General features: G+C 66.6%; 20 protein-coding genes. 17 read left to right on the forward strand and 3 right to left on the reverse strand.

The window, feature by feature from the left end; genetic code table 11:
* Nucleotides 1-135: 135 nt before the first annotated feature.
* The 3 genes from VHL31_RS15660 (at nucleotide 136) to VHL31_RS15670 (ending at nucleotide 3,866) form a co-directional block, all read left to right on the forward strand.
* On the forward strand, nucleotides 136-609 hold the full coding sequence (locus VHL31_RS15660) for a (2Fe-2S)-binding protein (RefSeq protein WP_329662162.1): 474 nt from the start codon (nucleotides 136-138) through the stop codon (nucleotides 607-609).
* 72 nt (nucleotides 610-681) lie between these two features.
* On the forward strand, nucleotides 682-3,051 hold the full coding sequence (locus VHL31_RS15665) for a xanthine dehydrogenase family protein molybdopterin-binding subunit (protein ID WP_329662163.1): 2,370 nt from the start codon (nucleotides 682-684) through the stop codon (nucleotides 3,049-3,051).
* A gap of 20 nt (nucleotides 3,052-3,071) precedes the next feature.
* Nucleotides 3,072-3,866, forward strand: coding sequence for a xanthine dehydrogenase family protein subunit M (locus VHL31_RS15670; protein ID WP_329662164.1), 795 nt, complete (start codon nucleotides 3,072-3,074; stop codon nucleotides 3,864-3,866).
* Nucleotides 3,867-3,933: 67 nt separating this feature from the next.
* On the opposite strand, the gene VHL31_RS15675 is transcribed toward VHL31_RS15670, so the two are convergent.
* On the reverse strand, nucleotides 3,934-4,902 hold the full coding sequence (locus VHL31_RS15675) for a hypothetical protein (protein ID WP_329662165.1): 969 nt from the start codon (nucleotides 4,900-4,902) through the stop codon (nucleotides 3,934-3,936).
* A 311-nt stretch (nucleotides 4,903-5,213) separates the two neighbouring features.
* Here VHL31_RS15675 and VHL31_RS15680 point away from each other — a divergent pair, with 311 nt between their 5' ends.
* A complete protein-coding gene (locus VHL31_RS15680; RefSeq protein ID WP_329662166.1) occupies nucleotides 5,214-5,660 on the forward strand; it encodes a hypothetical protein in 447 nt (148 codons plus the stop codon).
* A 12-nt stretch (nucleotides 5,661-5,672) separates the two neighbouring features.
* Here VHL31_RS15680 and VHL31_RS15685 read toward each other — a convergent pair whose 3' ends face one another.
* Together VHL31_RS15685 and aceA are read right to left on the reverse strand one after the other, a co-directional pair.
* Complete coding sequence (locus VHL31_RS15685; protein WP_329662167.1) at nucleotides 5,673-5,918, reverse strand: DUF4170 domain-containing protein; 246 nt, start codon at nucleotides 5,916-5,918, stop codon at nucleotides 5,673-5,675.
* A gap of 16 nt (nucleotides 5,919-5,934) precedes the next feature.
* Nucleotides 5,935-7,203: an isocitrate lyase gene (gene aceA / locus VHL31_RS15690; RefSeq protein WP_329662168.1), complete on the reverse strand. Its 1,269-nt coding sequence runs from the start codon at nucleotides 7,201-7,203 to the stop codon at nucleotides 5,935-5,937.
* A gap of 163 nt (nucleotides 7,204-7,366) precedes the next feature.
* Between aceA and VHL31_RS15695 the strand changes: the two genes are divergently transcribed.
* The 13 genes from VHL31_RS15695 to VHL31_RS15755 all read left to right on the forward strand — a co-directional run bounded on the left by VHL31_RS15695 (nucleotide 7,367) and on the right by VHL31_RS15755 (nucleotide 24,531).
* On the forward strand, nucleotides 7,367-8,812 hold the full coding sequence (locus tag VHL31_RS15695) for a helix-turn-helix domain-containing protein (protein WP_329662169.1): 1,446 nt from the start codon (nucleotides 7,367-7,369) through the stop codon (nucleotides 8,810-8,812).
* A gap of 142 nt (nucleotides 8,813-8,954) precedes the next feature.
* The gene (locus VHL31_RS15700) at nucleotides 8,955-9,875 is read left to right on the forward strand and encodes a MoxR family ATPase (protein ID WP_329662170.1); all 921 of its coding nucleotides are present in this window, start codon (nucleotides 8,955-8,957) and stop codon (nucleotides 9,873-9,875) included.
* A gap of 1 nt (nucleotide 9,876) precedes the next feature.
* Nucleotides 9,877-11,181, forward strand: coding sequence for a VWA domain-containing protein (locus VHL31_RS15705; protein ID WP_329662171.1), 1,305 nt, complete (start codon nucleotides 9,877-9,879; stop codon nucleotides 11,179-11,181).
* Complete coding sequence (locus tag VHL31_RS15710; RefSeq protein WP_329662172.1) at nucleotides 11,178-11,498, forward strand: XdhC family protein; 321 nt, start codon at nucleotides 11,178-11,180, stop codon at nucleotides 11,496-11,498. The genes VHL31_RS15705 and VHL31_RS15710 overlap by 4 nt, the downstream gene beginning before the upstream one ends.
* Nucleotides 11,495-12,193: an XdhC family protein gene (locus VHL31_RS15715; protein ID WP_329662173.1), complete on the forward strand. Its 699-nt coding sequence runs from the start codon at nucleotides 11,495-11,497 to the stop codon at nucleotides 12,191-12,193. Before VHL31_RS15710 ends, VHL31_RS15715 begins: the two co-directional genes overlap by 4 nt.
* 243 nt (nucleotides 12,194-12,436) lie before the next feature.
* Nucleotides 12,437-14,761: a xanthine dehydrogenase family protein molybdopterin-binding subunit gene (locus VHL31_RS15720; protein WP_329662174.1), complete on the forward strand. Its 2,325-nt coding sequence runs from the start codon at nucleotides 12,437-12,439 to the stop codon at nucleotides 14,759-14,761.
* 116 nt (nucleotides 14,762-14,877) lie between these two features.
* Complete coding sequence (locus VHL31_RS15725; RefSeq protein WP_329662175.1) at nucleotides 14,878-16,512, forward strand: molybdopterin-binding/glycosyltransferase family 2 protein; 1,635 nt, start codon at nucleotides 14,878-14,880, stop codon at nucleotides 16,510-16,512.
* A complete protein-coding gene (locus tag VHL31_RS15730) occupies nucleotides 16,509-17,714 on the forward strand; it encodes an aminotransferase class V-fold PLP-dependent enzyme (RefSeq protein WP_329662176.1) in 1,206 nt (401 codons plus the stop codon). Before VHL31_RS15725 ends, VHL31_RS15730 begins: the two co-directional genes overlap by 4 nt.
* Entirely contained in the window at nucleotides 17,711-18,124 is a 414-nt protein-coding gene (locus VHL31_RS15735) for an iron-sulfur cluster assembly scaffold protein (RefSeq protein ID WP_329662177.1), read from the forward strand. Before VHL31_RS15730 ends, VHL31_RS15735 begins: the two co-directional genes overlap by 4 nt.
* On the forward strand, nucleotides 18,121-18,516 hold the full coding sequence (gene msrB, locus VHL31_RS15740; protein WP_329662178.1) for a peptide-methionine (R)-S-oxide reductase MsrB: 396 nt from the start codon (nucleotides 18,121-18,123) through the stop codon (nucleotides 18,514-18,516). The genes VHL31_RS15735 and msrB overlap by 4 nt, the downstream gene beginning before the upstream one ends.
* A gap of 97 nt (nucleotides 18,517-18,613) precedes the next feature.
* Nucleotides 18,614-21,379: a cation-transporting P-type ATPase gene (locus tag VHL31_RS15745; RefSeq protein ID WP_329662179.1), complete on the forward strand. Its 2,766-nt coding sequence runs from the start codon at nucleotides 18,614-18,616 to the stop codon at nucleotides 21,377-21,379.
* A 53-nt stretch (nucleotides 21,380-21,432) separates the two neighbouring features.
* Nucleotides 21,433-23,028 carry a helicase HerA-like domain-containing protein gene (locus VHL31_RS15750; RefSeq protein WP_414653745.1) on the forward strand — a complete coding sequence of 532 codons (1,596 nt, stop codon included), beginning with the start codon at nucleotides 21,433-21,435 and terminating at the stop codon, nucleotides 23,026-23,028.
* A gap of 228 nt (nucleotides 23,029-23,256) precedes the next feature.
* A complete protein-coding gene (locus VHL31_RS15755) occupies nucleotides 23,257-24,531 on the forward strand; it encodes an MFS transporter (RefSeq protein ID WP_329662181.1) in 1,275 nt (424 codons plus the stop codon).
* The last annotated feature ends 39 nt before the right edge of the window (nucleotides 24,532-24,570 follow it).

Raw genomic sequence — 24,570 nt, forward strand, 5'->3', positions numbered from 1 at the left:
GCGTTTCAATAGCTTCCGCGGAAAGGCAGCACGGTTCCAGGGGTCGCCGCGCATGAGCGCGCCCCTGGTCTTCCGCCGCTGCCGCGAGGGGCGCACTGACGGTTCGGGACCGCGATCCTGGCCAGGGAGAGGTTGATGACGACCGTTTCAATGACCGTGAACGGCAAGGCGGTCACGAAGGACATCGAGCCGCGCATGCTGCTCTCCACCTTCCTTCGCGACGAGCTTGGCCTCACCGGCACGCATGTCGGCTGCGACACCTCCCAGTGCGGCTGCTGCGTCGTCCATGTGGACGGCGATTCGGTCAAGGCCTGCACGGCGCTGGCCGTCCAGTGCGAGGGCTCGCAGGTCACCACCATCGAGGGCTTGGCCACGAACGGCACCCTGCATCCGATGCAGGAAGCATTCCGCGACAATCACGGCCTGCAGTGCGGCTTCTGCACGACCGGCATGATCATGTCGTCGGTCGACCTGGTGAAGAAGGCCAAGGAGCAGGGCGTCACGCTCGACGAGCACTATGTCCGCGACGGCCTGCAGGGGAACATCTGCCGCTGCACGGGCTATCACAACATCGTCAAGGCAGTACTGGCCGGCGCGCAGTCGATGTGAACTGGCCCAGCGCCAGCATTGTAGAAGAACAAGCAGCGGCCGGATGACCTCGATCAGGGGGCGGACAGGAACATGGCGACGAACGGAATCGGTTCGGCAGTGAAGCGCAAGGAAGACTTGCGCTTCATCACGGGTAGTGGCCGCTACACGGACGACATCAACGTCGCGAAGCAGGCCTATGCCTGCTTTGTCCGCAGTCCGCATGCGCACGCGACGATCGGGACGATCGACAAGAGCGCGGCCGAGGCCATGCCTGGCGTGATCGGGGTCTTCACCGGCGAGGACGTCGCGGCCGACGGCCTTGGCGGGCTGATCTGCGGCTGGATGGTCAAGTCAAAAGACGGCTCGCCGATGAAGGCCGGGCCGCACCCGATCCTGGCGCACGGCAAGGCCCGCTATGTCGGCGACCATGTCGCGGTGGTGGTGGCCGAGACCTACGAGCAGGCCCGGGACGCTGCCGAGGCGATCGTGGTCGACTACACCCCCCTCCCGGCGATTGCGGACGTGGCGAGGTCGCACGACAGTGGCGTGCCGATCCACGACGACATCGCCAACAACCTGGTCTACGACTGGGAGATCGGCGACAAGGCTGCGACCGACAGCGCATTCGCCAATGCGGCGCACGTCACCAAGGTCGAGATCGTCAACAACCGGCTCGTGCCGAACGCGATGGAGCCGCGTGCCGCCATCGGCCATTACGAGTTCGGCACGGACAGCTTCACGCTCTACACCACCAGCCAGAACCCGCACGTGGCCCGGCTGGTCATCTCCGCCTTTGTCGGCATCGCGCCGGAGCACAAGCTCACCGTGATCGCGCCGGATGTGGGCGGCGGGTTCGGCTCGAAGATCTTCATCTATGCCGAGGAATGCGTGGCGCTCTGGGCGTCGCGCAAGCTGCGCCGGCCGGTAAAGTGGACGGCCGACCGGACCGAAGCGTTCCTCTCGGATGCGCATGGCCGCGACCATGTCTCCGTCGCCGAGATGGCGATGGACCAGGATGGCCACTTCCTGGCGCTGCGGGTGAACACCAAGGCGAACATGGGTGCCTATCTCAGCACCTTCGCCTCCTGCATCCCGACCTACCTCTATGCGACGTTGCTGGCCGGTCAGTACAAGACACCGGCCATCTATTGCGACGTGCAGGCCTACTACACCAACACGGCCCCGGTGGATGCCTACCGTGGTGCCGGGCGTCCGGAGGCGACCTACCTCCTGGAGACGCTGGTCGAGGAATGCGCTCGCGAGATGAAGCTGGACCCGGCGGAGATCCGCCGGCGCAACTTCATTCCGAAGGATGCCTTCCCCTACCAGACGCCGGTCGCCCTGCAGTACGACACGGGCGACTACGAGATCTGCATGGAGAAGGCGCTGGAGCTGGCGGACTATGCCGGCTTCCCGGCACGTCGCCAGCAGTCGGAAGCCAAGGGCAAGCTGCGCGGCGTGGGCTTCTCCGCCTATATCGAGGCCTGCGGCATCGCACCTTCCGCAGTGATCGGCTCGCTCGGCGCCGGCGTGGGCCTGTGGGAGAGTGCCAAAGTCCGCTTCAGCCATACCGGCAAGGTGCAGGTCCTGACCGGCACGCACAGCCATGGCCAGGGCCATGAGACGACCTTCGCCCAGGTGGTCGCCGAGAAGCTCGGCGTCGCCTACGAGGATGTCGACGTGATCCATGGCGACACGTCGAAGACCACGGTCGGCATGGGCACCTACGGCTCGCGCTCGCTCGCGGTGGGCGGCGAGGCGCTGGTCAAGGCCTGCGACAAGATCGTGGCCAAGGGCAAGAAGATCGCGGCGCACCTGCTGGAGGCCGCGGAAGCGGACATCGTCTTCAAGGACGGATCGTTCTCGGTGGCCGGCACGGACAAGGCGAAGTCGATTGGCGAGATCGTCTTCGCTGCCCTGGTGCCGCACAATTATCCGGCCGGCCTCGAGCCCGGCATGGAAGAGACCGCCTATTACGATCCGGCGAACTTCACCTATCCGTCGGGCGTATATATCTGCGAGCTCGAGGTCGACCCGGACAGTGGCGTGACCGAGATCCAGCGCTTCACCGCGGTCGACGACTTTGGCAACGTCGTCAACCCGATGATCGTCGAGGGGCAGGTCCATGGCGGGCTGGCCCAGGGCATCGGCCAGGCGCTGCTGGAAAACGCGGTCTATGACGAGAGCGGCCAGCTCCTGTCGGCGTCCTACATGGACTACGCCATGCCACGCGCCGACGACCTGCCGTCCTTCGTCGTCCACACGACGGCCGGCACCGCCTGCACGCACAATTCGCTGGGCGTGAAGGGCTGCGGCGAGGCCGGGGCCATTGGTTCGCCGCCGGCGGTGATGAACGCCATCGCCGATGCGATCGGCACCCGGGTCTCCATGCCGGCGACGCCGGAAAAGGTCTGGCGGGCCATTCAACAGTCCAAGAATCTGGCCAGAGCGGCCGAGTGAACACGAGAGAGAACTGAAAGATGTACGCTTTCGGCTATCACAGGCCTGGATCGGTGGCGGATGCGGTGAAGCTGCTCGCCGACAACCCGGACGCCAAGCTCCTGGCTGGTGGGCAGACCTTCATCCCGACCCTGAAGCAGCGCCTGGCGCAACCTTCGGACGTGATCGACCTGGGCGGCATTCCGGACCTGCAGACCATCCGGGCCGAGGGCGACAGGCTCGTGATCGGCGCCATGGTCAAGCATGCTGCCGTCGCGAAGGATTCGACGGTCAGGTCGATGATCCCGGCGCTGGCGGCCATGGCCGGCGACATCGGTGACGTGCAGGTCCGCAATCGCGGCACCATCGGCGGCTCGGTCAGCAACAATGACCCGGCCGCCGACTATCCGGGTGCCGTTGTTGCACTCGGCGCCACGGTCACCACCGACCGTCGCACCATTGCCGGCGAGGACTTCTTCACCGGCATGTTCGAGACGGCGCTGGAAGAGGGCGAGATCCTGACCTCGATCGCCTTCCCGAAGCCGATCGCAGCCGCCTACGAGAAGTTCCGCAACCCGGCGTCGCGCTATGCGATGGTCGGCGTGTTCGTTGCGAAGCTGCCCTCGGGTGTGCGCGTCGCGGTCACCGGTGCCGGTCCATGCGTGTTCCGCCTGCCCGACTTCGAGGCGGCCCTTGCGTCGAACTTCTCCGCGTCGGCGATCGAGAACCTCACGGTCGACGCCAGCGGCCTGAACTCCGACATCCACGCCTCGGCGGATTATCGGGCGCATCTCGTGAAGGTCGTGGCCAAGCGGGCGCTCGCGAAGGCGAAGTGATCCGCTTCAACGGGACATTCCGTGACGTGAAGGGGCCGGCTCGACCGGCCCCTTCATGCATTTCAGCTCAGCTGTTAAGCGCGCCGCGCTCGGCCGGCTGCGGCGGCTCGATCCAGAGCGGGTCGAGGAGCTCGATGATCCTGCCATAGATTTCTGCCGTCACCTGGTCGACTCCGCCGGCCGGGGCACCCCGCAGAAAGGCCTGGATCTCGTTCTCCAACTCGTCTGGCTGGGCGGGATCCAGGCCCAGCCTGACAAGATCCGGGACGACCTGCTCGTCGGGCTCGAGATAACGATTCGTGCTTTCCACCAAGCTGACGGACGCTGGCACGCGGAGCATGATGATCCGGGTGATCGACGGTGGCCTGGAGGGGCCCATCAGCGCAGCACCCGCCAGGTGCCCCATCATCACGCTGGTGGGCGGGTTCGGGCGCACCATCGAGAAGAACAGCGGCAGTTCCCCGTCCTCATGGAGAAGGTTCAGGAACAGTGACTGGCCGCTATCGTAGGTGGTGCCTCGCATGCGCGTGAGGTCACCTTGAAGTGTCTCGCTGTACACCACGTCCGGCCGTCCGACCCGCCGGGACTGCGTCACCACCAAGGTGCCCCGGATGATCCGGCCGTGTCGATAAGGGGACCAAGCCCAGCTATAGGCGGCGAACACCCCCTCCAGCTGCCGCCGCAGCCCCATGGGCGAGGCCTGATCAGGCACATCCTCACCGAGAAAATCCATGGCCTGCTGCCAGAGCCGTTCCGGCCCGACCTGCCGCTTGAGGCTCACCACCGTCAGGAACTGGTCCGACGTGCAGTCGAGCAGCCACTCCCTCGTCCTGTCGATTCCGAGAAGATCGATCCACTCGCGATAGAGCTTCGGATCGCGTGGCTGTGCGCGACCCTGCAGCCACTTATAAGAGCGATCCAGATCGAAACTGGTGGCAGGATCAGCCTTGGCAAAGGCGCGTGCCAAGTCCTTTCTGGTCGCACAACCCAATGCGGCAGCCGTGATTGCGAACTTCACGGCCAGACTGACTGCCATCCGACTCACCCTGACTGGATACGTCGCCTCATCGAGTTGCCCGTCATCATCAAGGTCCGGGCAGGGAAATGTGCGAATGTCGACATGAAGAACAGGGATGAGTCAATGGCGGGAAAGGTGAACAAGCAAGTAGATATCTCGCTCGGTTACCTTAGCATCGGACCTCCGGCGATGCCAGATTCAAGCGCTGACTGTTCATTTCCGGAAGGAGACGGCGTTCCGGTTCCAGCTTCCGGGCGTGCCGTCGCAAGCATATGGACCGAGCCGCTCCAGCGGCATTCGATCCGCATCCCAAGGTGATCGGGCAGATCATGCGCGCGCTGCTTCTTGGAGTCGTTTTCTTCCTCCTGGCCGGCTGCGGACCGCGCTACGAGACCCGTTACATCTACACGCCGCCCGCTGATTCGCCTCAGACAAGGCAATGCCTGCAGAACTGCGAGTTCCAGCGACAGCAATGCCTGGTCATCGCCGACAACAACCAGCAGCTCTGCGAGTTGCAGGCAGAGAACGAGGCGTTCCGCTGCGAGGCGGAGTCACGCTACTACTATGAGCGCTGCCTGAACCGGAACCCTGACCAGCCGGAGCGGTGCCGGTACCCCAGGGCGTTCTGCCCGCGGCGGACATGCTGGCGCAACGACGGGCGCTGCGACGATCTCTATCGCTCCTGCTACACCTCGTGCGGCGGGAGCATCCGCGGCGAGACCGTCTGCACGGCCAACTGCGAAGAGGCCCCTCCGCCGGTCACGACGCCGCCCTGAGAGTGCGGGACATCACCAGGCAAGCGCCGGCTGGGCCTCCACGGCCTGCTGGCGGCGAGGCGGCGGCTCCTGGGCGATGACATAGCGGTGATGCGCATTGCCGCGGTTGGCTTCGGCCAGCCTGCGCCACTGCTCGAGGGCCAGACCGTAGGTGCTGAACGGTCCGGCCACGCTCTCCGTCCCGGCGATGACGGCGCCGAAGCTGATGTCGGCATACTCGCCGCCGATGATCCAGAACTTGCCGCAAGGCTTGTCCATCGATCGCACTCCCTCGTCAGTGGAACTGGGCTGTCTCGGTCGATCCGCTGAGCGCGGTGGTCGCGGCCTTGCCGCCGGAGATGGCCAGGCTCACCAGATCGAAATAGCCGGTGCCGACTTCGCGCTGATGTCTGGTCGCCGTATAGCCATGCTCCTCTGCAGCGAACTCGGCCTGCTGCAGCTCCGTGTAGGCCGCCATCTGCCGGTCCTTGTAGCTGCGCGCCAGCTCGAACGTGGCGTAGTTCAGGCTGTGGAATCCGGCCAGGGTGATGAACTGGAACTTGTAGCCCATTGCCCCCAGCTCGCGCTGGAACTTCGCGATGGTGGCGTCGTCCAGCTTGGCTTTCCAGTTGAAGCTGGGCGAGCAGTTGTAGGCCAGCAGCTTGCCCGGGAACTCGCGGTGGATGCCTTCCGCGAACCGGCGGGCCTGCGCCAGGTCCGGCGTCGAGGTCTCCATCCAGAGGAGGTCGGCGTAAGGCGCGAAGGCCAAGCCGCGCGCGATGCAGTACTCCATCCGGTTCTCCTTGCGGATCGGATGGAAGCCTTCCTCGGTGCGGGTGGCACGGTCGATGAACGGATGATCCCGCTCGTCGATGTCGGAGGTGATCAGCTTGGCGCTTTCGGCATCGGTCCGTGCCACCAGCACGGTCGGCACGTCCATGACGTCAGCTGCGAGCCGAGCGGCGTTCAACGTGCGCACGAAGCTGTTCATCGGCACCAGCACCTTGCCGCCCAGGTGCCCGCATTTCTTCTCCGACGCCAGCTGGTCCTCGAAATGGACCCCTGCGGCACCGGCCTCGATCATCGCCTTCATCAGCTCGAAGGCGTTGAGGGGGCCGCCGAACCCGGCCTCCGCATCGGCGACGATCGGTGCGAACCAGCGCCGCTTGGCACCCCCCTCCGCGTGCTCGATCTGGTCGGCACGCTGCAGGGTTCGGTTGAGACGGCGCACGACTTCCGGCACCGAGTCGGCGGGATAGAGGCTCTGGTCGGGGTACATGGCCCCAGCGGTGTTGGCGTCGGCGGCAACCTGCCAGCCCGACAGGTAGATCGCCTCCAGGCCGGCCCGGACCATCTGCATCGCCTGGTTGCCGTTGGTGGCACCGAACGTGTTCACGAAGTCGCAGGTGTGGAGCAGCTTCCACAGATGCTCTGCGCCCAGCCGTGCCAGCGTCTGCTCGATGCGGACCGAGCCGCGCAGGCGATCCACGTCCTCGTCGCGGTAGTCGCGACGGATCCCGTCGAAGCGTCCGGGAGGCACCGGATGTCGCTCTGGGTTGCTCATCTTGTAAAACCTTTACAGTTTATCCCCATTTGTTGCATGGGTTGTCTATGATCTTGCCGAGACTCTGCTCAAACACAAGGATCGGCAGTCGTGTAATCGAGCGGATCTGTAACTGACGACGAGTTCGATTTTGTAAACTTGTAAAGCATTGTGGAGGTGCAAGGTGAGCCGCAAGCGCATGTTGGGGCACAAGATCCGGCGTCTGCGGCGCGACCAGGCCCTGACCCAGGCCCAGCTCGCCCAGCGCCTGGGCATCTCGACCAGCTACCTGAACCTGATCGAGAGCAACCAGCGCGCCGTCACCGTCGAGATCCTGCTGAAGATCGGGTCGATCTTCGGTGTCGAGCTGTCGTCCTTTGCCGAGGACGAGGGAGAACGTCTGGTCAGCGGGCTCACCGAGGTGTTCGGCGATCCTCTCTTCACCCAGTCCGGCCGCGCCGGCACTTCGCTCGGACGTCAGGACCTGATCGACCTCTCGATGCAGTCGCCCGCGGCGGCCGAGGCCGTCATCTCCATGTATCGCGCCTACAGCGAGGCCCGCGAGACGCTGCGGCTGATGGCAGAGGGTCACAGCCTGCCGGACGGGCCGGTGCGCAGCGCTTCGCCCTTCGACGAGATCAATGAATGGGCACAGTCGCGCGAGCATTACTTTGCCGAACTGGAAGCCGCTGCCGAGGAGATCTGGCAGGCTGGCGCCATCGAGGAGGGCGATCCCCTGCGCGGGCTGACCCGCTACCTCGAGCAGGAACTGTCCCTGCGCGTGAAGGTCATGCCGGTCGACGTGATGGGCATGGTGCGCCGCCGCCACGACCGGCATGGCCGCCGGATCCTCCTGTCAGAGATGCTGCCGCTGTCCAGCCGGACGTTCCAGCTGGCCGTCCAGATTGCCCTCCTGCGCTACCGCCCCCTGCTCGACGAGTTGGTGGCACGGACCGGCCTGTCCGGCCCGGATGCTGGCACGCTCGGCCGCATCTTCTTCGCCAACTATTTGGCCGGTGCGGTCATGATGCCCTACGACCGCTTCTGGCGTGCCGCCACGGCGCTTCGCTACGATGTCGAACTGCTCCAGAGCCGCTTTTCCGCCTCGTTCGAGCAGGTCTGCGTCCGCCTCACGACGCTGCAGCGTCAGGGCGCCAAGGGCGTGCCTTTCGTCCTGATCCGGGGCGACAAGGCCGGCAATGTGTCCAAGCGCCTGGGCGGTGCCCACACCGCCTTCGCGCGCCAGGGCGGCGCGTGTCCACGCTGGAATCTCTACGACGCCTTCCGCGCACCCGGACGCATCCTCGTCCAGGTCTCGGAACTGCCGGACGGCATGCGCTGGTTCAGCATCGCGCGGCTGGTCAGCAAGCCCGGGCTCGGCTACCGCACGCCCGGCAAGACCTTCGCCCTGGCCCTGGCCTGCGACGTCGCGCATGCCGCCAGCATCGTCTACGCTGACGGAATCAATTTCCGCTCCGACGAGGCCGTCGTGCCGATCGGCCTGCACTGCCGGCTGTGCGAGCGGCTGGAATGCGACCAGCGCGCTTTCCCGCCCCTCAATCACCGCATCGTCGTCGACGAGAACCTGCGCGGTCCCAATACCTACCTGTTCGAGCCGCGGATGCCTTGAACTTCCGAACAAATGGGGAGCCGGTCACCGGGGGCGTCGCCTGTTTCGCCCGAACAGCCGGCAAGTAACTGGCACCTTGCTGAAATTGCACTATCTTCGGGGGCAGGCACTCCTCGATCCATACCCGCGAGATCCCGTCCACATGTCCCTGCCGTTGCCCTCGTCCGTCGACGAAACCGTCGACCTGCTCCGTCACGGCTCCTATGTCCCCGACCGCGCCCTCTCCACATCGCTGTTCCTGGCGTTGAAGCTGGGCCGCCCCCTGTTCCTCGAGGGCGAAGCCGGTGTCGGCAAGACCGAGATCGCCAAGGTCCTTTCGGAGACGCTCGGGCGCAAGCTCGTCCGGCTGCAGTGCTACGAGGGGCTGGACGTTTCCTCGGCCGTCTATGAGTGGAACTACGCCCGGCAGATGCTGGAGATCCGGATGGCCGAGGCCTCCGGCAACACCGACCGGACGTCGCTCTCCAGGGATATCTTCAGCGCGGACTTCCTGGTCCACCGGCCGCTCCTGCAGGCGCTGGAGGCGGACGTCAACGGCCCGCCCGTGCTGCTGATCGACGAGCTGGACCGCACGGACGAGCCGTTCGAGGCCTACCTGCTCGAAGTGCTTTCCGACTTCCAGGTCACCATCCCGGAGTTCGGCACGATCAAGGCCGAGCATCCGCCGATCGTGATCATCACGTCCAACCGCACCCGCGAGATCCACGACGCGCTCAAGCGCCGCTGCTTCTACCACTGGGTCGACTATCCGAACGCGGCCCGCGAGGTGGAGATCGTCCGCGCCCGGCTGCCGGAGGTGGAGCGGGACTTAAGCGAGCAGATCGTGGCCTTCGTCCAGAAGCTGCGCCAGCAGGACCTGTTCAAGCTGCCGGGCGTGGCCGAGACGCTGGATTGGACCCGCGCGCTGAACACGCTGGACTGCATGGAGCTGACGCCGGAGGTCATCAACGACACGCTGGGGACGCTGCTGAAGTACCAGGACGACATCCAGCGCATCCAGGGCAGCGAGGCAGCCAAGCTCTTGAACGAGGTCAACATGGCGGCCCGGCCGAGCCCGCGCTGACATGGCTGACATGGAAGCCACCGCACCTGGCATCCGGCCGAAACCCGTGGTCGACGTTTTCGAGACCACCGGCACGCCCGGCCGTCTTGCGCTGAACATCATGCACTTCGCACGCACCCTGCGGGCCGCCGGGCTGCCCGTGGGCCCGGGCCATGTGCTGCGCGCCATGGAGGCCGTGCAGACGGTGGGCGTCGGCCGGCGCGACGACTTCTACTGGGCCCTGTTCTCGGTGTTCGTCGCCCGCCGCGAGCACCAGGCGCTGTTCGACCAGGCCTTCCACATCTTCTGGAAGGACCCGAAGCTCCTCGATCGCCTGATGCAGCTGCTGCTCCCGGCGATGCGCCAGGAGGACGACGGCAACCGCCGCACCGATTCGCCAAGCCGCCGCCTTGCCGAGGCGCTGGTCCCGGAGAAGCTGCCGGGGCTTGGCGAGGGCGAGGAGGACGAGCTGACCGAGGAGGTCGAGCTCGACATGGCGATGACGTGGTCCGACAAGGAGATGCTGCAGAAGAAGGACTTCGAGCAGATGTCGGCGGCCGAGTTGGAGGAGGCCAAGCGCGAGATCGCCAGGCTGCGCCTGCCGATCGTCGACCTGCCGACCCGCCGCTTTCGTGCCGATGCCCATGGCAGCCGGGTCGACATGCGCGCGACGCTGCGGGCTTCCCTGCGCGGTGGTGGCGGTGCCATCGACCTGTTGCGCAAGGAGCGGGTCCGTCGCCACCCGCCACTCGTGATCCTCTGCGACATCTCCGGCAGCATGGCGCGCTACTCCCGGATGCTGCTCCTGTTCATGCACGCGATCACCAATGACCGCGACCGCGTGTTCTCCTTCCTGTTCGGCACGCGCCTGACCAACATCACCCGGGCGCTGCGCTCCCGGGACGTCGACGTGGCGCTCGACAAGGTCGGCAAGCTGGTCGACGACTGGGAAGGCGGCACCCGGATCGGCCATTCGCTCCAGGAGTTCAACCGGTTCTGGTCGCGCCGCGTGCTGGGCCAGGGGGCCCTGGTCCTGTTCATCACCGACGGGCTGGACCGGGACGCCGGCGACGGCCTCGACGAGGAGATGGAGCGGCTGCACAAGTCCTGCCGCCGCCTGATCTGGCTGAACCCTTTGTTGCGCTATGATGGCTACGAGCCCATTTCCAAGGGTGCGCAGGCGATGATCCGGCATGTCGACGAGTTGCGCTCGGTGCACAACCTGTCGAGCCTGAAGCAGCTGACGGAGATCCTCTCCCATGAGGGTCGCCGGCGGCCGGAGAGCGTCGCCGGCTGGGTGGCACGTGCCCGAAAGGAAGCCGCATGATCAGTGACGACAACCTCCTGGACCTGGCGCGCGACTGGCGTCAGGCGGGCAAGAAGGTGGCCCTGGCGACGGTGGTGACGACCTGGGGCAGCTCCCCTCGCCCCGCCGGCAGCCAGCTCGTGGTCGACGACGCGGGGACGATGATGGGCTCCGTCTCAGGCGGCTGCATCGAAGGTGCCGTCGTCCGCGAGGCCATCGAAGTCATGAAGGGCGCTCCGCCCAAGCTCCTGGATTTCGGCGTGACCAATGAGCAGGCCTGGGAAGTAGGCCTCGCCTGCGGCGGCAAGGTGCAGGTCTGGGTCGAGGCCGTGGAATGAAGCTCGAACTTCTCGAGAAGCTGGAGGCGGCTCGCGCCGCCAAGCGGCAGGTCTGCCTCGTGCGCCTGCTCGACCAGGGCGGTGTCCAGGCCTTGGTCGTCGATGGTGAGCAGACCGAGGGTGATCCCCTGCCCCCGGACGTCCTCGACGCCGCCAGGAAGGCGCTGCGCGAGGATCGCTCACCCTCCGTCGACACGAGCGTCGGCAAGGTCTTCCTGCAGGTCTTCAATCCACCGCTTCGCATGATCGTGGTGGGTGCCGTCCACATCACCCAGTCCCTGGCGCCGATGGCGGAACTGGCCGGCTACGATGTGACGGTGGTCGACCCGCGCCGGGCCTTCGCCTCCGATGCCCGCTTCCCGGACACCAAGGTGACGCAGGACTGGCCCGACGAGGCCCTGGAGCAGTTGGCCCCGGACCGGCGCACCGCCGTCGTCACCCTTACCCACGATCCGAAGCTGGACGACCCCGCGCTGGACGTGGCGCTGAAGAGCGATGCCTTCTATATTGCTGCCCTGGGCTCGAAGAAGACCCATGCCGGCCGGGTGGAGCGGCTGAAGGCGCTGGGCCATGGCGAGAACGCGATTGCGCGCATCCACGGCCCTGCCGGAATCGACATCCGCGCGATCAGCCCTGCGGAGATCGCCATCTCGGTGCTGGCCGAGTGCACGAAGGTCTTGCGTGACGGTAGGTGAAACGAACGCCCATCGCCCAGGGACGATCTCCACGCGTGGGAACTCTTCCCGCGGACCGGGCGCCACGCCCATGGTCCCTGAACATGTTGGCTAAGCCGTCCCCTTCACCCGCGAAGATGCCCAGGACGACGGCTTCCTGCCGCAATGAGCGGCTTTATGCGGGTTGAAGCGGTAGATCGGCAGACTAGAATCGTTCGTACAGGCTGAGTATGTCGGGCGCAGCGCACGACGTCGGGGGATCGCATGGTTAAGTTCGGTTTCGGACAATCAGTAAAGCGGGTCGAAGATGCCCGCCTGATCAAGGGCGAAGGACGCTACACGGTCGACGTGACCCTGCCCGGCCAGGCGGTAGGCTTCGTGCTGCGTTCGCCGATGGCTCATGCGACCATCCTGTCGATCGACACGAGCGCCGCGGAATCCGCCCCGGGCGTTCTTGCGGTGATTACTGGCGCGGAGCTCGCCGCCCAGGATGCCAACAACCTGCCGTGCCTGGTGCCGATCAAGAACCAGGACGGCTCCGATCGTGCCGATCCCGGTCGGCAGATCCTGGCCGTGAACAAGGTCCGCCACGTCGGCGACCAGATCGCCTTCGTGGTGGCCGAGACCATGGCGCAAGCCAAGGATGCGGCCGACCTGATCGCAGTCGACTATGACAGCCATTCGGCCGTCGCCGACATGATCCAGGCACTCGAGCCCAGCGCGCCGCTCGTGCACGAGAGCACCGGTTCGAACTTGTGCTTCGACTGGGTCTATGGCGATGCCGGCGCTACCGAGCAGGCGTTCGCTTCCGCCGCCAAGACCGTCAAGATCGACCTCGTGAACAACAAGGTCATCGCCAACTCGATGGAACCTCGCGCCTGCGTGGCGCAGTGGGATGCCGCCGAGGGCAAGCTCACCATGCACGCGGGCACCCAGGGCGGCTGGATGTTCCAGGACATGCTGGCCGAGCAGGTCCTGAAGCTGCCCAAGGACAAGGTCCGCGTAATCACGCCGGATGTCGGCGGCGGCTTCGGCATGAAGGGCTTCTTCTATCCTGAATACGCCATGGCGGCCTGGGCCGCCCGCAAGATCGGCCGTCCCGTGAGCTGGATCGCCGAGCGCTCCGAGGGCTTCCTGTCCGACGTCATGGGCCGCGACCACCTGACCACCGCCGAGTTGGCCTTCGACGCCAACAACAAGGTGCAGGCGATGCGGGTCACCGTGACCGCCGGCATGGGCGCTTACCTCTCGATGTACGCGCCGTTCATCCCGACCTATGCGGCGCTGAAGGTCCTGCCCGGCGTCTACGACATCACGGCGCTGACCTATCGGGTGAAGGGCGTGTTCACCCACACCACCCCGGTCGATGCCTATCGCGGCGCCGGCCGCCCGGAATCGATCTACTGCGTCGAGCGCCTGATGGACGCGGCCGCCCGCCAGTTCGGCGTCGACCCGATCGACCTGCGCAAGCAGAACTACATCGCGCCGGACCAGATGCCGTACAAGACGGCCGCCGGCGAGGAATACGACACGGGCGAGTTCGCCAAGGTCACCGACCTGACGCTCGCCAAGCACGGCTATGACGGCTTTGCGGCTCGCAAGGCGCAGAGCGAGGCCAAGGGCATGCTCCGCGGCATCGGCCTCGCCTACTACATCGAATCAACCATGGGTAACCCCGAGGAAGCGGCGGCGATCAAGTTCGTCGACGATGGCACGGTCGAGGTCTGGGTCGGCACGCAGACCAATGGTCAGGGCCACGAGACGGCCTATGCCCAGGTCTTCGCCGATGCGCTCGGCATCGACATGGAGAACATCCGGGTCAAGCAGGGCGACACCGACGTCGTACCGTTCGGCGGTGGCACGGGTGGCTCCCGCTCCCTGACCGCCCAGGGCGTGGCGATCCGGGCTGGTGCGCGCGAGGTGATCCGCAAGGGCATCGAGGCCGCGGCTGCCCAGTTCGAGACGGCTGCCGCCGACATCGCCTACGAGGACGGCGTCTTCAAGGTGAAGGGCACCGACAAGCAGGTCGACCTCTTCACCCTGGCCCGCACGGTCAAGGCCCAGCCCGCCATGGTCGACGGCCTGAACGCCGACGTGAAGATCAAGCTGGACGCCTGGACCTTCCCGAACGGCTGCCATATCGCCGAGGTGGAGATCGACCCGGAGACGGGTGTTACCAAGGTCGACCGCTACACGGTCGTCGACGATTTCGGCAAGGTGCTGAACCCGATGCTGGTCGCGGGTCAGGTCCATGGCGGCGTGGCGCAGGGTATCGGGCAGGCGCTGCTGGAGCAGGTTGTCTATGACGACAGCGCCCAGCTGATCTCCGGCTCGTTCATGGACTACACCATGCCGCGCGCCGACGACCTGCCGAACTTCGACACCGACACCTACGAGGTTCTCTGCAAGAACAACGAGATGGGTGTGAAGGGTTGCGGCGAGGCCGGCTCGGTGGGCGCCTGCGGTGCCGTCATGAACGCGATGCAGGACGCGCTCTCGCAGGTCGGGGTGAAGTGGGTCGACATGCCGGCCACGCCCGAGAAGGTCTGGCAGCTGATCCAGGGTGCCCGTACCCAGAAGGCCGCCTGACCGGTACCGACCGGCTGTAGCTGGAAAATCGACGGAGGGCGGGATCGGCGACGGTCCCGCCCTCGCGATTCGTGGTGGTCGTCGCTATATCCGACAGGAAACGACGGACGGTACGGATGTTCTTCGGCAACATGCCGCTGCGCGACGCGCTGGGAGCGACCCTGGCGCATGGCGTCAAGTTCGACAAAGGCGGCTTCAAGAAGGGCCGCCGGCTGGGCGAGGCTGACATTGCCAAGCTCGGTGCCGCCGGCGTGACCGAGGTCAGCGCGGTGCGGTTCAATGCGAACGACGTGCAGGAGGATGAGGCGGCCGAGCGGCTTGCCCGTGCGATCGCCGGACTGGGCCTGACCGTGGCGGAGCCGTTCACGGGCCGCTCCAATTTGTTCGCGGCCGAAGCCGGCATTGTCCTGCTCGAGCTTTCCCGCCTGCATCAGTTGAACCGGATCGACCCCGACCTCACCGTGGCGACCCTGCCGCCATTCGCGCGCGTGGCGGCAAAGGACATGGTGGCGACCGTCAAGGTGATCCCGTTCGCGACCTCGCGCGACGCGCTGGACCGATGCCTCACCCTGGCCGGGGATGGCCCGCTGCTCAGGCTGGCTCCGTTCAAGGGCCTAAAGGCACGCCTCGTCCAGTCGCGGACATCGGCAACCTCCGACAAGCTGCTCGACAAGACCGTGGAAGTGACCCGCCAGCGCCTCCAGTCGGTGGGCGGTTCGATTTTGGGGGAGCGGCGCTGCCCGCACACGACCGACGGCATCGCCGAGGCCGTGCGCGCCAGCCTGGACGCAGGTGGCGACATCGTGCTGATCGCCGGCGCTTCGGCTGTCACCGACCGGCGCGACGTGCTGCCGTCGGGCATCGAGGCGGCCGGCGGCGTCGTCGAGCATGTCGGGATGCCGGTCGATCCCGGCAACCTGCTGGTCTTCGGGCGCCATGGCGACATCCCCGTGATCGGCCTGCCCGGCTGCGCCCGATCCATCAAGCTGAACGGCTTCGACTGGGTGCTGGAGCGCCTGGCCGCCGGGGTCCGGGTGACGCCCTCCGACATCATGGCCATGGGCGTGGGCGGACTTCTTTCGGAGATCCCGAGCCGCCCGCAGCCGCGCGGCGAGGCCCGCCCGGCCGACCGCGGCAATGCCTCGATGCGTGCACCCAGGATCACCGCCCTGGTGCTGGCGGCCGGCCGCTCGTCGCGGATGGGACCGAACAACAAGCTGCTCATCCCGCTGGAGGGCAAGCCGCTGGTCCGCCATGTCGTGGATGCGGTGCTCTCATCCGCCTGCGAGCAGGTGGTAGTGGTCACCGGCCACATGCGGGAACAGGTGACTGCCGTCCTGGACGGCTTGCCGGTCCTGACCGTGCACAATGCCGACTTCGCGCGCGGCCTCGCGTCATCCCTGGCCACGGGCCTGAAGGCCGTGCCGGCGGATGCCGATGGCGTGATCGTGCTCCTCGGTGACATGCCGAAGGTCGACCGCAAGCTGATCGACCGCATGATCGCCGCCTTCAGCCCGGCCGACGGGCGCTCGATCGTGGTGCCCGTGGTCAACGGCAAGCGCGGCAATCCCGTCCTCTGGTCGGCAAGCTACTTCGCCCGCATGACGGCGCTGGAAGGCGACACCGGTGCGAAGGCGCTGATCGGCGAGAACGAGCAGCAGGTCGTCGAGATCGCGGCCGACGACGATGCTCCCCTGGTGGACCTGGACACGCCCGAAGCGCTGGCCGCCTATTTGGATGACCGCCCATGAACGAGCTACGCCAGGACTTCCCCGCCTATGACACGGCGGACGGTGCCTTCCACTTCCTGGACAATGCCGCCACCAGCCAGATCTGCCGCCCTGCCCTGGAGGCGCTGGTCGAGTTCGAGACCAACGACCGGGCGAACGTGAAGCGGGGCGTCTATGCCAGGGCGGAGCGTGCCACCAACGCCTTTGCTTCAGCGCGCAAGGCTGCGGCGTTCTTCATCAACGCCCCGTCGCCGGACGAGGTGATCTTCACCTCTGGCGCCACGCTAGGCCTGAACACGGCTGCCCATATCCTCCAGCATCATCTGGAGTCCGGCGAGGTGATCCTGGTCAGCGAGCTGGAGCACCACAGCAATCTCGTCCCCTGGCAGCTGGCGGCCGAGCGCCGCGGTGCGAAGGTACGCGCGATCCCCGTCACCGACGACGGCCGATTGGACCTGGACAAGCTCGACGACCTTGCCGACCGCGTGAAGATCGTGGCGGTGACGCACACGTCCAACGTGACGGGCGCCGTCACCGACGTGGCGCGCCTGCGCAGCTTCTGCGACGCGACCGGGGCCTTGCTGGTCCTCGATGGCGCGCAGCGGGCGCCGCACGGGCCCCTGGATGTCCAGGCACTCGGCTGCGACATGTATGCGTTCTCCGGGCACAAGGCTTTCGGCCCGACCGGGATCGGCGTGCTCTGGGGCAGGTATGACCTGCTCGATTCGTCGCCGCCCTTCCTTGGTGGCGGCGAGATGATCCGCCGTGTCTCCATCGAGCGCTCGACCTTCGCGCCGCCGCCCCACCGCTACGAGGCGGGCACGCCGCCGATTGGTGGCGCCATTGCGCTCGCCGCTGCCCTGGAGTGGTCGATGAGCCAGGATTGGGCCGCCCTGGGCGCGCAGGAGCGTGATCTCACTGAGAAGATGCTGAACGGCCTGTCGGACATGTGCGGCTGTCGCCTGTACGGCCCCACGGGAACGCAGCAGCGGGTGGGTGTGGTCTCCTTCGAGCTGGAGGATGTCCACGCGCATGACGTCTGCCAGCTGATGGACAGCGACCACGGCGTCATGCTTCGCGGCGGCCATCATTGTGCCCAGCCGCTGATGGACCGCTTCGACACCGTGGCCACGGTCCGCGCCTCCCTGGCACCCTATAGCGACCAAGCTGATGTCGACGCCCTCCTGAACGGCCTGGAGGCCGTCCGCCGGAAACTCGCATGAACGATGCCCTTTACGATCAGGCCATCATCGCCGAGGCCAGGTCCAAGACCGGCGCCGGCCGACTGGAGGCGCCTTCCATCACGGCCGAGTGCGACAATCCGCTCTGCGGCGACCGGATCGCGCTGGACCTGCTCGTGGACGGCGGAAAGGTGGCCGACATCGCCCACAAGACCAGGGGCTGCCTCCTCACCCAGGCCTCAGCCTCCCTTCTGGCCCGCCATGCGAAGGACGCGTCGGCCGCGGATGCGCGGGAGCTCCGCGATGCGGTAAGCGCCTTCCTGCATGGCAAGGACGATGAGCGCTTCGCGATCCTGACCCCGGTCCGCAACGCGAAGAGCCGCTGGGATTGCGTCACCTTGCCCTTCCAGGCCCTTTCGGACGCCATCAGCGATCTGGAGAAGCGCTCATGAGCGAGAAGATCACCAAGTCGGACCAGGAGTGGCGCTCGCAGCTTTCCGAACTGGAGTACCGCGTCACCCGCGAGCACGGCACGGAGCGGGCGTTCACCGGCCGCTACTGGAACACCAAGGGAGCCGGCATCTATCACTGCGTCTGCTGCGGCGAGCCCTTGTTCTCGTCGGAAGCCAAGTACGAGAGCGGCACGGGCTGGCCGAGCTTCTGGGCGCCGATCGACGAGAGCAAGGTCGAGACCACCACGGACCGCTCCCATTTCATGGTCCGGACAGAGGTCCACTGTGCCAAGTGCGAGGCCCATCTCGGCCACATCTTCCCGGACGGCCCTCGACCGACCGGGCTGCGCTATTGCCTGAACTCGGCATCGCTGAAGCTCGAGGAGACGTAGGGGCCGGTGGCCTGGGCCGGCCTTGATCTCGATCAAGGTCGTGCGGCGCAGGTAATGGCACTCGCACCCTTCCAGAGACATGATGGGGGCAGGGACGGTGGCGACGGCTGTCGATTCGAGAAATGACCTGGATGCCGTCCGCCAGGCGGGCACTCATTGGCATGCCGTCCCTGCGGACGAGGTACTGCGCTCCCTGAAGACGGACCCGCAGGGCTTGGCAGCCGATGAAGCCATGCGCCGGCTGGAGCGCCACGGTCCGAACAGGCTGCCGGAGGTCGCGGCCCGCCACCCGGCCATGCGGCTCCTGGCCCAGTTCGACAATGCGCTCATCTACTTCCTGCTGATGGCGGCGGTGGCTGCTGCGGTCATCGGCCACTACGTGGACGCCGGGGTGATCGCAGCCGTCGTGATGATCAATGCCGTCATCGGCTTCGTTCAGGAAGGCAAGGCAGAGCAGGCGCTGTCGGCCATCCGCCAGATGATCTCACCGCGCGCCAGCGTCCTGCGCCGGGGCCAACGCGTCGATGCCGCCGTGAGCGATCTCGTACCGGGCGACCTGGTCGTGCTGGAGGCGGGCGACCGGGTGCCGGCCGACCTTCGGTTGCTGCGGGCGCGCAGCCTGCTGATCGACGAGGCGGCGCTGACCGGCGAGTCGGTCGCTGCGGAGAAGCACGAGGCGGCCGTGGCCGCCGACGCGCCGCTCGGCGATCGCAGGAGCATGGCCTTCTCCGGTACGCTGGTCGTGGCCGGTCAGGCGACCGGCGTGGTGGTTGCCACGGGTTCCGATACGGAGATCGGCCATATCGGCAAGCTGCTGAGCACGGTCCAGTCGCTGACCACGCCCCTTTTGCGCCAGATCGCGCGGTTCGGCCGCCAGTTCACCTGGATCGCCCTGATTTCGAGCGTCCTGATCTTCCTGTTCGCGACCTTCGTCCGGGGCTATCCTTGGCCGGATGCGCTGATGGCAGTCGTGGCGATCGCGGTAGGTGCCATTCCCGAGGGGCTGCCGGCCGTCATCACCATCACCCTGGCGATCGGCGTGCGCCGGATGGCGGCGCGCAATGCCGTGGTACGGCGCCTGCCGGCCGTCGAGACGCTGGGCGCCACGTCGGTGATCTGCACCGACAAGACCGGAACGCTCACACGCAACGAGATGACGGCCCGCCGGGTCGTCACCGGCGGCCACCGGATCGAGGTCAGCGGCGCGGGCTACGAGCCTGAAGGCACGCTGACCGCCGCGGACCATGACGACGATGTCGGCGCCGTGGCCGCCGCAGCGCCGATCCTGCGCGCCTGCCTGCTCTGCAACGACGCGGAAGTGCAGGACAAGGGTGGCCAGTGGACGGTCGTGGGCGATCCGATGGAAGGAGCGCTCGTCACGCTGGCCAAGAAGGCCGGGCTGGACGCGCAGCATGTCCGCCGTGAGTGGACAAGGCTGGACGAGATCCCGTTCGATGCCCAGCACCGCTTCATGGCGACCCTGCATCGCGGGCCGGTGGGTGAAGTGGTGATCTCGGTAAAGGGTGCGCCGGAGCGCGTGCTCGCCATGTGCGCCAGGCAGATGACGGCCAATGGCGGCGAGGCGCCGCTGGAGCCTGGTTACTGGACGGTTCAGATCGCGAACGCGGCCTCCGAGGGCGAGCGGGTGCTGGGATTCGCCATGGCCAGGCTTTCAAAGGCGCCGGACCGCCTGGACGTCGCCCACCTGGAGCAAGGCCTGATCTTCTTGGGTATCGTCGGCTTCATCGACCCGCCAAGGGCAGAGGCCGTGGCCGCGGTGGCCGATTGCCGTTCCGCCGGCATCCGCGTGAAGATGATCACGGGCGACCATGCCGCGACCGCTGCGGCCATCGCCGGCCAGCTGGGCCTGGACGACGCGTCCGAGGTCGTGACCGGCGCCGATATCGACCGGCTGGACGACGAGGCGCTCCTGCCGGTGGCCAAGCGCGCTGCCGTGTTCGCCCGCACCAGCCCGGAGCACAAGCTGCGCATCGTCCGTGCCCTGCAGCACGAAGGCGCGGTGGTCGCCATGACCGGCGACGGCGTGAACGACGCGCCCTCGCTCAAGCAGGCGGATGTCGGCGTGGCCATGGGCAACAAGGGCACCGAGGCGGCCAAGGAAGCGGCCGAGATGGTGCTGCTCGATGACAATTTCGCGTCGATCGTCGCGGCCGTGCGCGAAGGGCGGACGGTATACGACAACATCCAGAAGGTCGTGGCATGGACGCTGCCGACCAATGGCGGCGAAGCCCTGGCGGTGGTGGCAGCCATCCTTTTGGGCTTCGTCATGCCGATCACGGCAGCGCAGATCCTCTGGATCAACCTCGTGACGGCGGTGACTCTAGGGCTCGCGCTGGCCTTCGAGCCATCCGAGCCGGGCGTGATGGCCCGGCCGCCGCGCCGCCCGGATGCGCCGCTGCTGTCATCCTTCCTGCTCTGGCGGGTCGTGTTCGTCTCATGCCTGTTCACCCTGGCAGCGATCGGCATATTCGAATGGGCACGCGCCATTGGGCACGAGCTGGAACTTGCGCGTACCATGGCCGTGAATACCTTGGTCATCCTGGAGATCTTCTACCTGTTCAACGTCCGCTACCTGAACGTACCGTCGATCACCATGCGCGGCGTGCTCGGCACGAAGAGCGTGCTGATTGCCGTGGGTGTCGTCACCGCAGCGCAGCTTGCATTCACCTACCTGCCGATCATGAACTCGCTGTTTGCGAGCCGCCCGGTACCGCTGCTGGACGGCCTCCTGATCGTGGCACTGGGTGTGGCTCTCCTGCTGGTACTGGAAGCGGAGAAGGCCTTGCTGCGCTGGGCCGGTGGCCGGTCCGCGCGCCCCGGCACACAGCAAAGAACGGCCTAGGCCCGTAGATTGGCGGCGGACCTTTGGCTAGGTTCGCTTGCGACGGCTAGCGGATGCGCACCATGGACATAACGGACATCCTGATCGGCAAGTCGGGCGTGCTCGACGAGCACCTCCTGCTCCGCCAGGCGAACCGTCATGGCTTGATTGCCGGCGCCACCGGTACCGGCAAGACCGTCACGCTGCAGACCCTGGCCGAAAGCTTCGCCCGTGCCGGCGTCCCAGTGTTCGCCGCCGACATCAAGGGCGACCTGTCCGGCATCTCCAGGCCCGGCACGATCGATTCGAAGCTCGCGGTGCGTGCCCGGGAGATGGCGATCCCTGGCTGGGCGCCGGCTGCGGTGCCGGCCCTGCATTGGGACGTGTTCGGTGAACAGGGTCATCCGGTGCGCACCACCATCGCCGAGATGGGGCCGTTGCTGCTGGCCCGCCTGCTCGACCTGAACGATGTCCAGGAAGGTGTCCTCAACATCGTGTTCCGGCTGGCCGACGAGCAGTCCATGCTGCTGCTCGACCTGGCCGACCTGCGCGCGATGCTGGCCTCGGTGGCCGAGCGTGCCGACGAGCTGCGCGCCACCTATGGCAATGTCAGCAGCGCCTCCGTCGGGGCCGTGCAGCGCGCCCTCCTGGTCATCGAGCAGCAGGGCGGCGGGCGTTTCTTCGGCGAGCCGGCCCTCAAGCTGGAAGACCTCATGCGAGTGGCGCCGGACGGCCAGGGCTACGTGAACCTGCTGGCCGCGGACAAGCTCCTGCAGAGCCCGCGCCTTTATACGACCTTCCTCCTCTGGCTCCTGTCCGAGCTGTTCGAGGAGCTTCCAGAGGCCGGTGACCTCGACAAGCCGAAGCTCGTGTTCTTCTTCGACGAGGCGCACCTGCTGTTCGACGGCGCGCCCAAGGTCCTGGTCGACAAGATCGAGCAGGTCGTTCGCCTGATCCGCTCGAAGGGCGTGGGCATCTACTTCGTGACCCAGAACCCGCTGGATGTGCCGGACGAGGTGCTGGGCCAGCTGGGCAACCGGGTGCAGCATGCCCTGCGCGCCTTCACCCCGCGCGACCAGAAGGCGGTCCGGACGGCTGCCGAGACGTTCCGGCCCAACCCCGACCTCGACACTGCGAAGGTCATCACGGAGTTGGGGGTCGGCGAGGCGCTGGTATCCGTCCTGGACGACAAGGGCGTGCCCACCCCCGTGCAGCGCTGCAAGATCGCCCCGCCGCGCAGCCGGGTCGGTCCCCTCACCTCGGCCGAGCGCGCCCAGGAACTGGCGGCCAGTCCGGTGGCCAAGGTGTACGACACGCCGATCGACCGTGAATCCGCCGCCGAGATGCTGGCGGCGCGGGCGACCGGCGCGCCGCCGCCGCCGCCCGCCAACCTGCCACCTGGCATCGATCCTGCCCTGGCGGCACGGCTGGATGCGGCGATCGGGTCGATCGCGCCATCCGCGCCGGGTGCCGGAACATCCTACCCGCCGCCGCAGGCTAAGGCCGGGCGGGCTGCTCGGACGGTCGCACCGGCCCGAGAGAAGCCTTCGGTCGCGGAGCAGATCGCGATGTCCGTGGCGAAGAATGCCGCCTCCTCGATCGCCCGCTCGGTGGGCAGCCGGGTGGGTTCGGCGCTGGTACGCGGCGTGCTGGGATCGCTACTCAAGTAAGCCTGATGACGCCCTGGATTGTCTCGGAACAATTCCACGGCGACTTGACCGATACTGTCTTTCCGGGGCACCCCGTCACACAAATTCCATCACGATAGTAGACAGGATCGATTCATCGGCTCAGTTTGCGGATCCGGCGCTTTCCGGGGTGCTGCCGTATCGATCCGATGCCTGCCCCGATGCCGTGATGGCCCGTTCAAGGGCGCGACCGTATCGGGTGATGTTCCCATGGCTTCCGGCCCCGTGGCCTCTGGCACGCTTGTCTCCGACCCGTCCATATCGGCCCCGGTCCAGCGGACCGGCAGCGAGATCGCCATCGCGATCCTGATCTCCGCCAGCGTCTGCCATCTGCTCAACGACATGATGCAGTCGATGCTGGCTTCGATCTATCCGATGATCAAAGGCGACTTCCACCTGGACTTCGCCCAGATCGGCATCATCACACTGACCTTCCAGCTGACGGCGTCGCTGCTGCAGCCCTTCGTCGGGATGTGGACGGACCGGCACCCGATGCCGTTCTCCCTGCCGATCGGCATGGGCTCGACGCTCATGGGCCTCGTGCTCCTGGCCTTTGCGGGCGGCTTTGCGACCGTGCTCGTCGCCGCCGCCCTGATCGGCGTCGGCTCCTCGGTGTTCCATCCCGAGGCTTCCCGCGTGTCACGTTTGGCATCGGGCGGGCGGCACGGCCTGGCGCAGTCCCTGTTCCAGGTCGGCGGCAATTTCGGCACGGCCATCGGGCCGCTGCTCGCCGCCTTCATCATCGTTCCCTATGGGCGCCAGAACGTGCTCTGGTTCACGCTCGCCGCCTTCTTGGGGATCGCAATCCTCACCTACATGGGCAGCTGGTACAACCGGCACCTGATCGCTCATCGCAGCAAGCATGGCAGCGGCAAGGGCACTGCCTCGCCGGTCGCGCGCAACGTCGTGATCATGTCGATGACGATCCTGATCATCCTGACGTTCACCAAGAACTTCTACATGGCGAGTTTCCACTCCTACTACACCTTCTACCTGATCGACCGGTTCGACCTGAGCGTGCAGAGCGCGCAGATCCACCTGTTCCTCTTCCTGGGCGCAGTCGCCGCCGGCACCATCCTGGGCGGCCCCATCGGCGACGCGATCGGCCGCAAGTTCGTGATCTGGTTCTCCATCCTGGGCGTCGTGCCGTTCACCCTGGCGCTTCCCTATGTGAACCTGTTCTGGACGGACGTGTTCGCGATCCTGACCGGGCTGATCATGGCCTCGGCCTTTCCGGCCATCGTGGTATATGCCCAGGAACTGCTGCCCGGGAAGGTCGGGATGGTGGCCGGCCTGTTCTTCGGTTTCGCATTCGGCATGGGCGGCCTCGGTGCAGCGCTGTTGGGCTGGCTCGCCGACCATACGAGCATCGGCTTCGTCTATCAGGTCTGCTCCTTCCTGCCGCTGCTGGGGATCCTCACCTGGTTCCTGCCGAACCTCGAGACCGCGCGCATGCGCCTGCGGGCTGGCTTGGCCAAGACCTGACGCCAGCCGGCTCGTCCGTCGCGGAACCTGGACAGGCCG

This window comes from Geminicoccus sp. (assembly GCF_036263595.1).
Lineage (GTDB): Bacteria > Pseudomonadota > Alphaproteobacteria > Geminicoccales > Geminicoccaceae > Geminicoccus.